The following is a 14,769-nucleotide window of genomic DNA, read 5'->3' as shown; positions in this document are numbered from 1 at the left end:
TTGAACTGGCCCGGGATCAGAGCTGGTCGATGGGCCCCAGGGCGACGACGGTCAGGTGGTCGAGCGGGCACAGGCGCAGCACCTCGCGGACGTCGTCGGCGGTGACCTGTTCGTAGCGGCGGACGTGTTCCTCGGTGGTGAGGGGGTGACCGGTGGCGAGGTGTTCCATGCCCAGCGCGAACAGGCGGCCCTGGGGGGTCTCGGCGCGCAGCAGGGTGCCCACCGCGAGTTTGCGGGCGGCGCGGCGCACGGCGACCGGGGTGATCAGGTCGCCCGCACCGGTCAGCACGCGGCGGTACGTGGCGAGCGCGGCGGCGGCCCGGTCCGGGTCGCAGGAGAACCCGCCCTCGAAGGTGCCGGCGTCCTGGTATTCCAGGTGGCCCAGGTCGGCGCTGTCGCAGGTGCCGTCGTCGATCAGGTGCCAGTACAGCGCGCCGTTCTCGCCGCCGATCAGGTCGGCCAGGACGTGCGCCGCCTCGCGCAGCGGGTGGGTGGCGTCCAGGCCGGGCGTGGCGGCCGTGACCTGCACGCGGCTCAGGGTGGGGTCGTTGATGACGCGGACGGTGCCGGGGTGGCGGGGCGCGGCGCGGTCCGGGCGCGGGGCGGGCAGGCGTGGGGGGGCGGGGCGGGTCGCGGCGGGCCAGTCCTGCAGGTGGGTGCGGGCCCAGTCCAGCACGGCGGGCGGGTCGAACTGGCCGGTGACGGTCAGGGTGACGCGGTCGGCGCCGTAGCGGTCGCGGTGGTTGCGGCGCAGCGCGTCCGGCGTGAGGGCCGTGACGGTGGCGGCGGTGCCCAGGATGGGCCAGCCGAGCGGGTGGTCGCCCCAGTAGTCGGCGCGCAGTTCGTCCGTGACGCGCACGGCGGGCTGTTCGGCGTACATGGCGATCTCCTCGAGGATCACGCCGCGTTCGGTGGTGATGTCGTCGGGGCGCAGGGCGGGGCGCATCAGTTCGGTCAGCGTGCCGAGCAGGTCGGTGGTGCGTTCCGGGAGTGTGGCGGCGTGGTAGACGGTCGCTTCCTCGCTGGTGAAGGCGTTGGCGTGCCCGCCGAGGTCGTCGAGGCGTTCGTTCAGTTGCGCGGCGCTGAGGGTGTCGCTGCCCTTGAACAGCAGGTGCTCGATGAAGTGGCTGGCGCCCATCTCGGCGGCGCTTTCCTCGCGGCTGCCGGTGTTCACGAAGTAACCGGCGGCGACGGTCTGGGCGTCCGGGTCGGGTTCCAGCAGCAGGGTCAGGCCGCCGGGCAGGCGGTGGTGTTGGGGGGCAGGGTCAGGCATGCAGGGTCTCGCTGGGGTGATCGGAAGGCTGTGGGGGGGTGGGTTCGGCGTTCCCGGCCGTCAGGGGTTCGCCGGGGCCGTGCGCCTCGGGGCCGATGGTGACGGTCGTGACGTCCGGCGCGGGGTGGTAGCGGGCCAGGAAGGCGTTCACGTCGTCCAGGGTCAGGGCGGCCAGGGCCTCGCGGAGTTCCGGGACGCTGCGGATCCGGCCGAACACGGCGGCGTCGCGGGTCAGGGCGTGCGCGCGGGCGCGCATGCTCTCGGCGCCGAAGACCACGCTGGCGTCCAGGCCGGCGCGGGCGCGGCCGAACTCGGCGGGCGTCAGGCCCTGCGGGAGGCGGTGCAGTTCTGCCAGGATGACCTGCAGCGTCTCGGGTGCGCGGGCGGGGGTGCTGCCGGCGTACGCGCCCAGGAATCCCTGCCCGCCCAGGATGACCGGGCTGGCGCTCACGGCGTATGCCAGGCCGCGTTCCTCGCGCACCGCGTGGAACAGGCGGCTGGCGCTGCCGCCGCTCAGGGCGGTCAGGGCGACCTGCCACGCCATCCAGTCCGGGTGGCCGGGGGGTACGCCGGGCATGGTGAGGCTCAGGTGCGTCTGCTCGGCGTCGGGGTCGGTGGTGTGCGCGTGGGCGCGGGTGCGCAGCGCAGCGGGAATGGGGTCGTGCACGCCGGGGCGCAGGTCGCCGAGCGCGGCGGCCGTCAGGTCGCGGGCCTCGCCGGGGTCCAGGTCCGCCACGAGGCCCAGGACGCTGCCTGCCTGCCCGTAGCGCTGCAGGTGGGCGCGCAGCGAGGCGGGCGTCAGGGCTTCCAGGCCCTGCGGGGTGCCGCTGGCGGGGTGCCCGTACCCGCTCAGGGGCGCGCCGGGCGGGGTGGGGAACGCCGTCTGCCGCGCCAGCGTGGCGAGGCGGTCGGCGGGACTGTCCAGCAGCCCCTCGAGGTCCTGGCGGGCCAGGTCGGTCAGGACCGGCAGTTCGTCTTCCGGCAGGTGAGGGCTGTTCAGGACGCTGGCGGTCAGGGTGAGCGCGGCGCGCAGGTCGGCGGTCAGGCCGCTGACGGAGAAGCGGGTCGCTTCGGGGCCGACCCCGCCACCCCGGCGGACGCCGAGGTCGTCGAAGGCGTCCTGCAGGGCGCGGGCGTCCAGTCCGCCGGCACCCTTGAACAGCCATTCTTCCAGCACGCCGCTGGCCCCTTCCTGCCCGGCAGGATCGTGGGCGCTGCCGACGGGCACGCGCAGGTCGAAGGCGAAGCCGGGACCGGACCGGCGTTCGAAGGCGACCGTCAGGCCGCCGGGCAGCGTCCAGAGGTGCGCGGGAATGGGGTGGGAACGCGCGGGCATCCGGTCAGTCTACCCTGCCCGGCGCGGCCGACGGGGGCCGCGCGCACGGTCCGGTCCGGCCCCGTTGAGGCGGGCTTCATGGTGGGGGCACTCTGCAACTTTTGTCCGGTTCGGGCGCGGCCCCCGCACGCCATGCTGGGCAGGATGAGGCCAGGACGCACTGGAGGGCAGGAATGAGGCGGGTGCTGGGCTGGCTGGTGACGCTGGCGGTGCTGGGCGGCGCGGCGTTCCTGCTGTGGCCGCAGATTGAGGGTGCGCGGCGGTACGCGGCCCTGCTGTCGGAGCCGGGGGCGACCGAGGGGTCGCTGCCCAATCCGCTGCCGGGCCAGCGCTTCGTGGACACCTGGGGAGGGGCGCGCAGTCAGGGCCGCCGGCACGAGGGCGTGGACATCTTCGCGCCGCGCGGCACGCCCATCCGCGCCACGACGCGCGGCGTGGTCGTGAACGTCGGCCCGAACAACCTGGGGGGCCGGACCGTCATGGTCCTCGGGCCGGGCGGGCAGCGGCACTACTACGCGCACCTGGAACGCTACCCGGACCTGAAGCGCGGCGACTGGGTCGAGCAGGGCGACGTGGTGGGCTACGTGGGCGACAGCGGGAACGCAAAGGGCACGCCCCCGCACCTGCACTACGGGATCTACGCGGCGGGCGGCGCGATCAACCCCTACCCGCTGCTGATCAACGAGTAGGGGTGGTCATACGGACTCCGATTGAATGGCTTACAGAGCCGTTCAATCCGAGCGAAGCGAGTGGGAGAAAACCGGGTTCCGGACGTGGAGTTGACAGATCGGTGGTGGTCCGATCTGTTAACGAAACAAACGGAGTCCGTATCAGGTGGCACCCAGCAGCCGCGCCCGAAGCTGCGGCCATTCCTCCGCAATGATGGAGTACATGACCGTGTCGCGCTGCGTGCCGTCCGGGCGGGGCATGTGCTGGCGCAGGACGCCCTCGCGGGTCGCCCCCAGACGCTCAATGGCCTGCTGGCTGCGGGTGTTCAGGATGTCCGTCTTGATCTCCACGCGCAGGATGCCCATCTGGCCGAAGGCGTGGTCCAGCAGCAGACGCTTGAAGGTGCGGTTGGCGGGCGTGCGCATGAACGCCGGGGCCAGCCAGGTACTCCCGATCTCTAGGCGGCGGTGCGCGGGGCGCATCTCCATGAAGCGGGTCGCGCCGGCCAGTTCGCCGCCGACCAGTTTCACGAACGGCAGCTGATCCGGGGCGTCCAGCGCGCCGGTGTAGTAGCGCTCCTGGGTGGGAAAGGTGCCCATGCGGGCGTACTCGGCCGCGTGCGCCCGCGCCAGTGCCATCAGCGGGGCGGTGTCCGCGTCGGTCAGGGGGCGCAGGGTGTACGGGCCGTCTACCAGGGTCAGGTCGTGGCGCATGCGGGTACTGTACGGGGCGGGTCAGGGCAGGTGTGGCGTGAGGTTCACGCCGGTCAGCAGGGCCGTGTGGCTGCCCCGATTCAGGCGCAGCGTGGCGAAGGCCGTGTCCCCGAACGCGAACCAGCCGCGCGAGGCGCCCAGCAGTTCACGCAGCAGGCTGTTCCCGAAGCCGCCGTGCGTGACGAGCAGCACCCGCTGGCCGCCGCCATTCCACACGAGTTCCAGGGCGTGCAGCGCGCGGGCGCGGATCGCCGCCTGACTCTCGCCCCCCTCGGCGGTGAACGGGTCGAGGTCGTGCCGGAACGCCGGGATGGGGTAGCGTTCCAGCGCCGCCTCGCGGCCCATGCCGGCCAGTGGCCCGTTGTCCCACTCGCGCAGCAGGTCCGTGGGGGTCAGGGGCACGCCCAGGGCGTCCGTGACGATGCGGGCGGTGCCGTGCGCCCGTTGCAGGGTGGAACAGTACGCCCGGTCGAAGCCCGGCGGGTTCGCCCTCCAGTACGCGGCCAGCGCGGCCGCCTGCGCCTCACCTTCCGGGTTCAGGGGGCTGTCGTATCGGCCCTCGTGGACGTTCTCGTCGTCGGCGCGGCTGCGGCCGTGGCGCAGGACGGTCAGGTGCAGCTCGCCGGTCACGCGGTCCTCACGGCCAGCAGCACGCGTTCGCGGCGGCGGACTTCCAGTTCGGTGCAGGTCAGCTGCGGGTGCCTGAACAGCGCGTCCCTGAGCGGGTCGCCCGCGTGCCGGTCGGGCGACATGAAGGCGGGCGGGCTGAAGTTGTCCATGATCAGCGTCCCGCCGGGCCGCAGGGCCCGCACCAGCCGGTCCAGCGCGTCCAGGGTCTTCGCGGGCGCGCAGTCCGCGAAGATCAGGTCGAACGGCCCGTCACGCAGCACGTCACCCCAGTCGCCGCGCTGCACGCGGGCGCGCGGGTCGGCCTGCAGCGCGGCCCAGGCCACCTCGGCCCGCGCCGGGTCGGCCTCCACGGTCAGGAGGCGCCCGGCGCGGTCGAGGCCCGAGAGCAGCCACGCCGCGCCCACGCCGGTTCCCGTCCCGAGTTCCAGCACCCGCCCGCCGGGGCGCGTGGCCGCCAGGGTCCGCAGCAGGCGGCCCGTCTCGGGCGAGCAGCCCCCCGCGAAATCGGGACTGGCGACCGCCTGCGCGGCCTGCACCAGCGGCGGAACCTCCAGGTGTGGTGGCGTCTGCCCGCGCGCCGCGAGGCCCTGCCGCAGCTGGTGATCCTGCGCCCACGGCAGCGAGCGGGGATTCACCCACGTGACGGGGCGGCCCTCCGGGCTGGGCTCCAGGCGGGTCAGGTGCAGGGGCACGCACACGCTCTCGACCCCAGTGACGCCCACGATCGGGAACGGGGCGCCCGCGACCTCGGCGTGTGCGCCCGCCTCCTCCCACGCCTCGCGGGCCGCGGCCACCTCGGGTGTCTCGCCGGGGTGGATGCCGCCGCCCGGCAGGGTCCACCCGCCCCACTCCAGGCCCGTCATCAGCACGAAGCCGTCCCCCCGCTCGATCCACGCGCAGGCGCGGCCCACACGGTCCAGGCCCGGCGACAGGTCCACGAAGGCGGGGCGGGTCATGCCAGCACCGCCAGCGCCTCGGCCAGCGGAGCGCGCTGGTCACGCAGGGCCGCCAGGGTGCCGGCGGCGTGCAGGGCGGCCGCCGCGTGAACGTCGTCCGGGTACGACGCGAAGCTGCGCAGCATGGGGCTGTCCGGGTCCTGTCCGTCCTCCAGGTGGGCGACCAGCACCAGCCGCAGCGCCGCCCTCTGCACGGGCTCCGGGGCTCTGGATACCCTCACGCCCTTGCGGGCCACGTACGGATCGTGCGTCAGGAGGTTCGACTCGGCAATCCAGGCGTCCGGCGCGGCGTAGGATACGTGCCGCATGCCGCCCATCGCCGCGATGGCGGCGCACTGCGGGCACGGTTGCAGGGTCGTGAGCAGCGTCCACGAGTAGCACTCGGGGCGGGGCGTGGTGGTCAGGTTCAGCAGGGCGTTCACTTCCGCGTGCGCCAGGTCATGCCCGCTGATCACGCCCTGCTCGACGGCGCGGCGTTCACTCAGGCGGTTGCGGCCCCTGGCGATCACCTGTCCACGCTCGTCCACGACGCAGGCCCCGACGGGATAAGAACCGTGCAGGTACGCGTCCCACGCCTCCGACAGGGCCGCGTGCCAGCCTGCGCCGAGTGCCCCAGCCTCTCCTCCCACTTCCCACTCCCCACCCCCCACCACCCCGGTCACAGTTCACCCCGGTTCTTCTCGATCAGGTCGTCCACGGCCTCGCGCAGCAGGCTGGCCTCGGTGCGGCCCAGGGCGCCGCTCAGTTTGGCGAGGCGGTCGAGCTGGCTCTTGCTGTAGTAGTTGCTTTTCAGGACCATCTTGCTTTCCACGTAGATGCAGGCGCGGGCGCGGCCCTCGCGTTTGGCGCGCAGCAGGGCTTCCTCGGCGGCGCGGTACAGCTCGGCGTAGTGGGTGGCGTGGGCGGGGCGCGAGGCGAGGCCGACGCTGAGGCCCAGGCTCTTGGGCCAGTGGGGGTCGCGGTGGATGTGGAAGTGCTTGATGACCTCGTCGAGGAGGATCAGGGCGGTCTCGGCGGCGGTTTCGGGGAGCAGGCAGGCGTACTCGTCGCCGCCGATGCGGCCGATGACGCTGCCCGACGGGAGGCTGCCGGACAGCAGGCGTTCCACGCCGCGCAGGACGCGGTCGCCTTCGCTGTGGCCCAGGGTGTCGTTCAGGGTCTTGAAGTGGTCGAGGTCCAGGACGGCGAGGGTGAGGGGGGCGGCGCCGAGGGCGTCGAAGGCGTCCTCGAAGGCGTTGCGGGACAGGATGGCGGGGCGTGTGGCCATGTGCGGGAGTCCTCCTGGGGTGGGGGCGTGCGGGCACGCCAGGCGCCGGGTTGTGTGCGTATGTTCTCCTTACATATATACGTTTGTGCTATGAGATGGCAAGGGCATATGCGCTTTGCGCGTGCTGGCGCACCTTGAGCGCACCAGACTCAAATTGTCAGATTCCCCGACTTGACATTTTTGTCACTTCGCGCCTAGGATTGCGTGCGGAACGGCAAAAACAGCCGGAGCGTCCGGCAGGCCGAAGCTCCACACCCCAACTCACAGGAGGACACAACATGCTGAAACCCTTAGGTGACCGCGTTCTGGTTGAAATCATCGAGGAAGCCGAGCAGAAGACCGCCGGCGGCCTGTACGTCCCCGACACCGCCAAAGAGAAGAGCCAGCGCGGCAAGGTCATCGCCGTCGGCAGCGGCAAGATGCTCGACAACGGCACCCGCGTGGCGCTGGACGTCAAGGAAGGCGACACCGTCTACTTCGCCAAGTACGGCGGCACCGAAGTCAGCCTCGAAGGCAAGAACTACTCCATCCTCGCCGAACGCGACATCCTCGCCATCGTCGAGTAACGCGCCCGCCGACCGAGGCCCAGCCCCTCAGTCAGCGGCGCTGACCGCTCCCCCACAGGGGAGCCAACCCCCACCCCATCCCACTCAACAGGCGTGACCCCAGAGCCCAGCGCTCTGCACTCACCGCCCCCAAAGGAGCATCACCATGGCTAAACAGCTCGTGTTCGATGAACAAGCCCGCCGCGCCCTCGAACGAGGCGTGAACGCCGTCGCCAACGCCGTCAAAGTGACCCTCGGGCCGCGCGGCCGCAACGTCGTCATCGAGAAGAAATTCGGCAGCCCCACCATCACCAAGGACGGCGTGACCGTCGCCAAGGAAATCGAGCTGGAAGACAAGCTCGAGAACATCGGCGCGCAGCTGCTGAAAGAAGTCGCCAGCAAGACCAACGACATCACCGGTGACGGCACCACCACCGCCACCGTGCTCGGCCAGGCCGTCGTGAAAGAAGGCCTGCGCAACGTCGCCGCCGGCGCCAACCCCCTCGCCCTGAAGCGCGGCATCGAGAAAGCCGTCGCCGCCGCCATCGAGGAAATCAAGACCCTCGCCGTGCCCGTCGAGGACAGCGAAGCCATCAAGAAAGTCGCCGGCATCAGCGCCAACGACGAGCAGGTCGGCGAGGAAATCGCCAACGCGATGGACAAGGTCGGCAAGGAAGGCGTCATCACCATCGAAGAAAGCAAAGGCTTCGACACCGAAGTGGACGTCGTGGAAGGCATGCAGTTCGACAAGGGCTACATCAGCCCCTACTTCATCACCAGCCCCGACACCATGGAAGCCGTCCTCGAAGACGCCTACATCCTCATCTACGAGAAGAAGGTCAGCGCCCTGAAAGACCTGCTGCCCGTCCTCGAGAAGGTCGCGCAGACCGGCCGCCCCCTGCTGATCATCGCCGAGGACGTCGAAGGTGAAGCGCTCGCCACCCTGGTCGTCAACAAGCTGCGCGGCACCCTGAACATCGCCGCCGTCAAGGCCCCCGGCTTCGGCGACCGCCGCAAGGAAATGCTGCGCGACATCGCCGCCGTCACCGGCGGGGAAGTCGTCAGCGAAGACCTCGGCCACAAGCTCGAGAACACCACCATGGACATGCTCGGCCGCGCCGCCCGCGTCCGCATCACCAAAGACGAAACCACCATCGTCGACGGGAAAGGCGAGCAGGCCCAGATCGACGCCCGCGTCAACGCCATCAAGGGCGAACTGGACACCACCGACAGCGACTACGCCAAGGAAAAACTCCAGGAGCGCCTCGCCAAGCTCGCCGGCGGCGTCGCCGTCATCCGCGTCGGTGCCGCCACCGAAACGGAACTCAAAGAGAAGAAGCACCGCTACGAGGACGCCCTGAGCACCGCCCGCAGCGCGGTCGAGGAAGGCATCGTCTCCGGCGGCGGCACCACCCTGCTGCGCATCATCCCCGCCGTCCGCAAGGCCGCCGAGAGCCTGACCGGCGACGAGGCCACCGGCGCCCGCATCCTGATCCGCGCTCTCGAAGAGCCCGCCCGTCAGATCGCCGCGAACGCCGGTGAAGAAGGCAGCGTCATCGTGAACGCCGTCATCAACAGCGACAAGCCCCGCTTCGGCTTCAACGCCGCCACCGGCGAGTACGTCGACGACATGGTCGCCGCCGGCATCGTCGACCCCGCCAAGGTCACCCGCACCGCGCTGCAGAACGCCGCCAGCATCGGCGCACTGATCCTCACCACCGAAGCCATCGTCAGCGACAAGCCCGAAAAGGCCGCCCCCGCACCCGCCGGCGGCCCCGACATGGGCGGCATGGACTTCTAAGAGCAACAACTCCTGCGTTGACTGGTCAAGAAAGACGAGGGGCCGCCCCCGAGTCTGAGGCCACCAGAAACGCAGAAGGCTGACGGCTGATGGCCGGAGGCTGAGCGAGGGAAGCCGGGGCGTGATGCTCCGGCTTTCTTCTATGGTGCGGGCCAACGCAGACGATGTCGCTGCGTCACAAACACCGGAGCGTGCGACACGTATGTCATGACACTGGTTCTGGGGTAGAAGAAGGGGTGTGGAAGAGTGGCCCCCCACTTCCCCGGGTCATGAACGTGATGGGTTGCCAGCGGCCCTCCCTGAAGAGTTCAAGAGCTGCACCACTGTGCAGTGCATCCCCCAGCAGTTCATAGGTCTGATGTGGGAACCGGCCGCGCTGGACCAGTCGGCCTTCTCTTGGGGCGGAAGACTTCGTGCTGGGCTCGCGTTCCAACTCCTGCTGCCCGGCGCTGGGCGGGTGGATGCGCCGCAGGAAGGCGGGGAATTCCGCCAGGGTCGCGGGACGGTCACCGGGCGTGCCCGTGCTGCCGACGGGGAAGAACCGGACGCCTGCCTGAGCGAGCTGCTGAACTTTCTGCCATTGCCTGCGCTCGCGCTGGGCGGGGGCCCTGAAGTCGGTGCCCATGTTCGTCATGGGCTGGCGGCACTGCGGGCATGGGAGCGTGTGCCCGGACCTGGGAAAGCCCTGTTTGAAGGCCTTGCGGCAATGGAAACAGGCGTAGTGCTGCAGGCGCCCGGTGATCTCGTCATACTCGCTGCGGTCAACGAGTCTCGTACGGGGTTTGCGGGCCATGTGCTGAGGGTAGCCGCCGGGCTGGATGCTGGTATCCGTTTCACGACCCATATTCAGATTTGCCAATCAAACCGATTTACTTTTTCAACCATAGGCGCTAGCCTGTGCCCATGAAGAAGATCGGCTTTCTCTCGTTCGGGCACTGGAATCCGTCCCCGCAGTCGGGCACGCGCTCGGCGGCGGACGTCCTGCACCAGACCATCGATCTGGCCGTCGCCGCCGAGGAGCTGGGCGCGGACGGCGCGTACGTGCGGGTGCATCACTTCGCGCAGCAGCTGGGCTCGCCGTTCCCGCTGCTGGCCGCGATGGGCGCGAAAACCAACCGCATCGAGCTGGGCACGGGCGTGATCGACATGCGCTACGAGAACCCGCTGTACATGGCCGAGGACGCCGGTTCCGCCGACCTGATCTCCGGCGGGAGGCTGCAGCTGGGCATCAGCCGGGGCTCGCCGGAGCAGGTGATCGACGGGTGGCGGCACTTCGGGTACGCGCCCGCCCCCGGCGAGACCGACGCGGACATGGCGCGGCGGCACGCCGAGGTGTTCCTCGACGTGATCGAGGGCAAAGGCTTCGCGCAGCCGAACCCCCGCCCGATGTTCCCGAACCCGCCCGGCCTGCTGCGCCTGGAGCCGTACTCGGCGGGCCTGCGGGACCGGATCTGGTGGGGCGCCGCGTCGAACGCGACCGCCGAGTGGGCCGCGCGGATGGGCATGAACCTCCAGAGTTCCACCCTGAAGGTCGACGAGAGTGGCAAGCCGTTCCACGTGCAGCAGGCCGAGCAGATCCGCGCTTACCGCGCCGCGTGGCGCGAGGCCGGGCACGCCCGCGAGGGGCGCGTGTCCGTCAGCCGCAGCATCTTCGCCCTCGTGAACGACCAGGACCGCACGTACTTCGGACGGCAGGCCGGTCGCGACCAGTTCGGCGCCATCGACCAGTACCGCGCCGTGTTCGGCCGCAGCTACGCCGACGAACCGGACCGCCTGATCGAGCAGCTGCGGCAGGACGAGGCGATCGCGGAAGCCGACACGCTGCTGCTCACCGTGCCGAACCAGCTGGGCGTGGACTACAACGCGCACCTGATCGGGAGCATCCTGACGCACGTCGCCCCTGGCCTCGGCTGGCGCTGAGGCGGCACGCTGAATGAGGAAAGCCACCCGCTCGGGTGGCTTTCTGGGGGATCAGGGAGGCCGGTGTGACCGGCGACTGCCTCTGTTCGCGCGCCCGTGTTTTCGTCAATCCTAGAGGTGGGCGCCTCCCTCAAGTGCATTCGTGTACAACGTGGACTGCACTGCACGGTCCTTGCGGACCAGAACCATCACTCTACAGGGACGCGCCCCGCGTGTCAAGCCGTGGAGGGATACGGCCCCCCGGATGGAAGGGGTTGCCACCCCCCTTCCATCCGAGCAGAGCGATCCGTAGGGCTGCTCCGCAGAGTGGCAGCAGCGCGGACTGACGGAATCCGCACAGGGAATGCCACACGTCCGTCAGGTTGCGCGAGTCCGGGATTCGATCATGGACACGATCAGCCCGGCCAGAATGCCCCAGAAGGGCGCGCCGATGCCGAGCGGGGTGATGCCGCTGAGGGCGACGAGCAGGACGACGGGCGCGGCGAGGCTCCCGGTCTGGGCACCCTGGAAGGCGGCCTGGAGGCTGCTGCCCATGGCGGCGAGCAGGGCCAGTCCGGCGAGTGCGGCGATGGCCTGGGTGGGGAGGATGCCCAGCAGGTGCAGGACGGTGCCCGCGAACAGCGCCACGGTCATGTTGAACACGCCGGCCCAGACGGCGGCGGTGTAGCGTTTGCGGGCGTCCGGGTGCGCCTCGGGACCCGTGACGATGTTCGCCAGCAGCGCCCCGAGGGTGAGGTTGTGGCATCCGGCGAACGCGGCGGCGCTGCTGGCGAGGCCGCAGGCGCGCAGGATCGGGCCGGGCGCGGGTTCGTACCCGCTGGTCTTCAGGACGCCGAAACCCGGCACGAACTGTCCCGTGAAGGCGAGGAGCGTGAGTGGCAGGGCGAGGTTCAGGGTGGCGTGCAGGCTGAACTGTGGGAGCACGAACTCCGGGCGGGTGAGGGCCAGCGCGACGGGCTGCGGATGCCACAGGTTCAGGACGCCGCTGGCTACCACGCCGGTCAGGAGGACGCCCGCGACTGCCCAGCGCGGCGCGACCAGCCGCAGCGCGAAGTACGCGACGATCATCACGCCCACCAGCGTGGGGGCGGTGCCGAACGCCTGCAGCGCCCGGAAGCCGAACGGGAGGAGGATCGCGGCGTTCAGCGCGGCCGCCAGCGGCGCGGGGATGGCCTGCAACCCCCTGGTCAGCGGCGGGAACAGCCCCAGACCCAGCACCAGCAGACCCGACGTGAGGAACGCCCCCACCGCCTCCGGGAAGGGAATGCCCGGCAACGCCGTCACGAGCAGCGCGATGCCCGGCGTGCTCCACGTGACCAGGATGGGCATGCGGGTCCGCAGGCTCAGGACGATCCCGGTCAGGCCCGCCAGCAGCGCGTGCGCCCACAGCCACGACATCGCCTGACCGTCACTGAGGTGCGCGGCCTGCGCCACCGAGTAGATCAGCACGTTCGGGCCCGCCCAGCCGATCAGCATGGTGATCAACCCCGCCAGCACCGCGCTCGGGTGCGAATCCCGCCAGAACGAGGGCGCAGCACTGGCGGCAGGGAGCGTGGTCATGCCCCAGAGTCTGCGCCCAGATGGCCCCCCCTGGGCAGAGGCAATGGCCCGCGCATTGGCCTGCTCATCCAGACAGATTGGCCCGTAAGCTGAAGCGCATGCCCACGCCGCCCAGCCCCACCGACGCGCCCCACTGGGCCGCCCTGCTGCGCGGCTGGCGCGACCACCCCGGCCCCCTCCACACCCGCCTGCACACCCACCTCCAGCACGCCATCGACAGAGGCGAACTCACCCCCGGACAGCGCCTCCCGGCCGAACGCACCCTCGCCGCCCTCCTCGGCGTCAGCCGCGCCACCGCCGTCACCGCCCTCGACGACCTCACCGCCAGCGGCCACCTCACCCGGCACGTCGGACGCGGCACGCACGTCGCCCCCACCGCCCCCCGCGCCCAGCCCCTCCTCACGCTGCGCACCCCCGTCGGCGCGGCCCACCCCAGCGAGATCGACCTCACCATCGCCGTCCCCCTCCTCACCGACCAGCAACGCACCCGCCTGCGCGACGCCACCCAGCACGCCCACTACGACAGCCCCTACCACCCCCACGGCCTCCCCGCACTCCGCGACCTCCTCGCCCAGCACTACACCCGCGCCGGCCTCCCCACCACCCCCGAACAGATCCTCATCACCAGCGGCGCCCAGCAGGCCATCGCCCTCACCGCCCACACCCTCCTCCGGCGCGGCGACACCGCCCTCCTCGAGACCCCCACCTACTTCGGCGCCATCGACGTCATCCGCGCCGCCGGCGCCCACCTCACCGGCACCCCCGTCACCACCCAGCACCTCGACCCCCACCACTTCGCGCACCAGACCCGCACCCACCACCCCCGCCTCGCCTTCCTCACCCCCACCCACCACAACCCCACCGGCACCACCCTCCCCCACCCCGCCCGGCAACACCTCGCCGCGCACCTCCACGACACAGGGCTCCCCACCCTCGAAGACGACACCCTCCTCGACCTCCCCTTCACCGACACCCCCCCACCCCCCCGCCTCAGCACCCTCGCCCCCCACGCCCCCATCCTCAACGTCGGCTCCCTCAGCAAGCTCTACTGGGCGGGCCTGCGCATCGGCTGGCTCCGCCTCCCCCCCACCCTCGCCCCCACCCTCAAACAGGCCAAGACCCTCACCGACTTCGGCAGCAGCCAACCCGCCCAGCACCTCGCCCTCCACCTCCTCACCGACCTCCCCACCCTCATCCACGAGCGCCGCGCCACCATCACCCCCGCCCGCGACCACCTCGCCCACCTCCTCCGCACCCACCTCCCCGACTGGACATTCACCACCCCACCCGGCGGCCAGTTCCTCTGGATCACCCTCCCAACCCCCACCGCCAGCGCCTACACCCACCACGCCGCCCGCCACGGCCTGCGCCTCTACCCCGGCGCCAGCATGGGCGTCGACCCCCTCCCCGACCAGTACCTCCGCATCCCCTTCACCCTGCACCCCGACCACATCCCCGAAGCAGTCAACCGGCTCGCGCGGGCCTGGGCGGAGTTCACGAGCCGGGGGAGTGAGCGGCTGGCGTGAATTGGGCTCTGTCGGAAGGTGGGCGCCTGGCGGCGGGCCTCCCCACCCCCCAGCCCCCTACCCCAGGGGGGCAGGGGGAGCGGCGTTGCACTGGGCAGGTATTTCTCTAGGGTGGTCGGTGGGTGACTGGCGGGTTCGGCCACGGATGGGGTTGCAGACCTCCGAGTTCGCGGCGGGCGCCCCGCGCGCTGCGCGCACGACGGGCCGCGTTGCCACGACGCTGGGCTGGCCAGCCAACTTGGTGCGTGCTGGAAGGTTCTACTTTTTGGGCTTCTGCCGAAGCTGGGTTTTGAAGTCGATCAGCGGCGTTCGGCAAGGTGCCCTGCCAGCCACCGCAGATCACCACCGGCCGTCGTGCGCGCAGCGCGCGGGCCTTACGGGGGGCGGCAGGATGGCGTCGAGGCCGGACCCGTCACCGCCCGACACAAACACGCCGCGCCAGTCAAAACTCTTGCCCCAAGAGTTTCCACGGGCGAGAGAACAGCGACCAGCACGAAGGCCCAGGAGGCAGGGGCTTGAAATTCCCCGGTCTCATGGGCCTTGATGCGAAGTGACTATGCCTCGCACGCCCAG

General features: G+C 70.9%; 14 protein-coding genes. 5 read left to right on the top strand and 9 right to left on the bottom strand.

All coding sequences use genetic code 11. The features are described from left to right. Positions 1-16: 16 nt before the first annotated feature. Entirely contained in the window at positions 17-1,273 is a 1,257-nt protein-coding gene (locus ABDZ66_RS10290; protein ID WP_343758491.1) for a M16 family metallopeptidase, read from the bottom strand. Next, the gene (locus ABDZ66_RS10285; RefSeq protein WP_343758489.1) at positions 1,266-2,609 is read right to left on the bottom strand and encodes a M16 family metallopeptidase; all 1,344 of its coding nucleotides are present in this window, start codon (positions 2,607-2,609) and stop codon (positions 1,266-1,268) included. Before ABDZ66_RS10285 ends, ABDZ66_RS10290 begins: the two co-directional genes overlap by 8 nt. 173 nt (positions 2,610-2,782) lie before the next feature. On the opposite strand from ABDZ66_RS10285, the gene ABDZ66_RS10280 reads away from it, so the two are divergent. Then, entirely contained in the window at positions 2,783-3,298 is a 516-nt protein-coding gene (locus ABDZ66_RS10280) for a M23 family metallopeptidase (RefSeq protein WP_343758487.1), read from the top strand. Between the two features lie 141 nt (positions 3,299-3,439). Here ABDZ66_RS10280 and ABDZ66_RS10275 read toward each other — a convergent pair whose 3' ends face one another. Genes ABDZ66_RS10275 through ABDZ66_RS10255 form a run of 5 tightly spaced genes read right to left on the bottom strand, consistent with a single transcriptional unit; the run spans position 3,440 to position 6,844 of the window. Further along, complete coding sequence (locus ABDZ66_RS10275) at positions 3,440-3,991, bottom strand: GNAT family N-acetyltransferase (protein WP_343758485.1); 552 nt, start codon at positions 3,989-3,991, stop codon at positions 3,440-3,442. A 21-nt stretch (positions 3,992-4,012) separates the two neighbouring features. Continuing rightward, entirely contained in the window at positions 4,013-4,621 is a 609-nt protein-coding gene (locus ABDZ66_RS10270; protein ID WP_343758483.1) for a histidine phosphatase family protein, read from the bottom strand. Then, positions 4,618-5,577, bottom strand: a complete 960-nt coding sequence (locus ABDZ66_RS10265; protein WP_343758481.1) for an NUDIX domain-containing protein — start codon at positions 5,575-5,577, stop codon at positions 4,618-4,620. The genes ABDZ66_RS10270 and ABDZ66_RS10265 overlap by 4 nt, the downstream gene beginning before the upstream one ends. After that, complete coding sequence (locus ABDZ66_RS10260; protein WP_343758479.1) at positions 5,574-6,206, bottom strand: nucleoside deaminase; 633 nt, start codon at positions 6,204-6,206, stop codon at positions 5,574-5,576. Before ABDZ66_RS10260 ends, ABDZ66_RS10265 begins: the two co-directional genes overlap by 4 nt. 29 nt (positions 6,207-6,235) lie before the next feature. Next, positions 6,236-6,844: a GGDEF domain-containing protein gene (locus ABDZ66_RS10255; RefSeq protein WP_343758477.1), complete on the bottom strand. Its 609-nt coding sequence runs from the start codon at positions 6,842-6,844 to the stop codon at positions 6,236-6,238. A gap of 278 nt (positions 6,845-7,122) precedes the next feature. Between ABDZ66_RS10255 and groES the strand changes: the two genes are divergently transcribed. Both groES and groL read left to right on the top strand, forming a co-directional pair. Next, positions 7,123-7,410: a co-chaperone GroES gene (groES, locus tag ABDZ66_RS10250; RefSeq protein ID WP_221091337.1), complete on the top strand. Its 288-nt coding sequence runs from the start codon at positions 7,123-7,125 to the stop codon at positions 7,408-7,410. Between the two features lie 145 nt (positions 7,411-7,555). Further along, entirely contained in the window at positions 7,556-9,190 is a 1,635-nt protein-coding gene (gene groL, locus ABDZ66_RS10245) for a chaperonin GroEL (RefSeq protein ID WP_343758472.1), read from the top strand. Positions 9,191-9,395: 205 nt separating this feature from the next. Here groL and ABDZ66_RS10240 read toward each other — a convergent pair whose 3' ends face one another. After that, on the bottom strand, positions 9,396-9,983 hold the full coding sequence (locus tag ABDZ66_RS10240) for a hypothetical protein (RefSeq protein ID WP_343758470.1): 588 nt from the start codon (positions 9,981-9,983) through the stop codon (positions 9,396-9,398). 110 nt (positions 9,984-10,093) lie between these two features. Between ABDZ66_RS10240 and ABDZ66_RS10235 the strand changes: the two genes are divergently transcribed. Further along, positions 10,094-11,110 carry an LLM class flavin-dependent oxidoreductase gene (locus ABDZ66_RS10235; protein ID WP_343758467.1) on the top strand — a complete coding sequence of 339 codons (1,017 nt, stop codon included), beginning with the start codon at positions 10,094-10,096 and terminating at the stop codon, positions 11,108-11,110. A gap of 357 nt (positions 11,111-11,467) precedes the next feature. On the opposite strand, the gene ABDZ66_RS10230 is transcribed toward ABDZ66_RS10235, so the two are convergent. Beyond that, positions 11,468-12,670: a benzoate/H(+) symporter BenE family transporter gene (locus tag ABDZ66_RS10230; protein WP_343758465.1), complete on the bottom strand. Its 1,203-nt coding sequence runs from the start codon at positions 12,668-12,670 to the stop codon at positions 11,468-11,470. 98 nt (positions 12,671-12,768) lie between these two features. Between ABDZ66_RS10230 and ABDZ66_RS10225 the strand changes: the two genes are divergently transcribed. After that, positions 12,769-14,196 carry an aminotransferase-like domain-containing protein gene (locus ABDZ66_RS10225; protein ID WP_343758462.1) on the top strand — a complete coding sequence of 476 codons (1,428 nt, stop codon included), beginning with the start codon at positions 12,769-12,771 and terminating at the stop codon, positions 14,194-14,196. Positions 14,197-14,769 lie beyond the last annotated feature (573 nt).

Origin of the sequence: Deinococcus depolymerans, assembly GCF_039522025.1 — a bacterium.
Taxonomy (GTDB): Bacteria; Deinococcota; Deinococci; order Deinococcales; family Deinococcaceae; genus Deinococcus; species Deinococcus depolymerans.
Note: the sequence above shows the minus strand (reverse complement) of the source record. Positions and strands in the feature narration are given on the sequence as shown.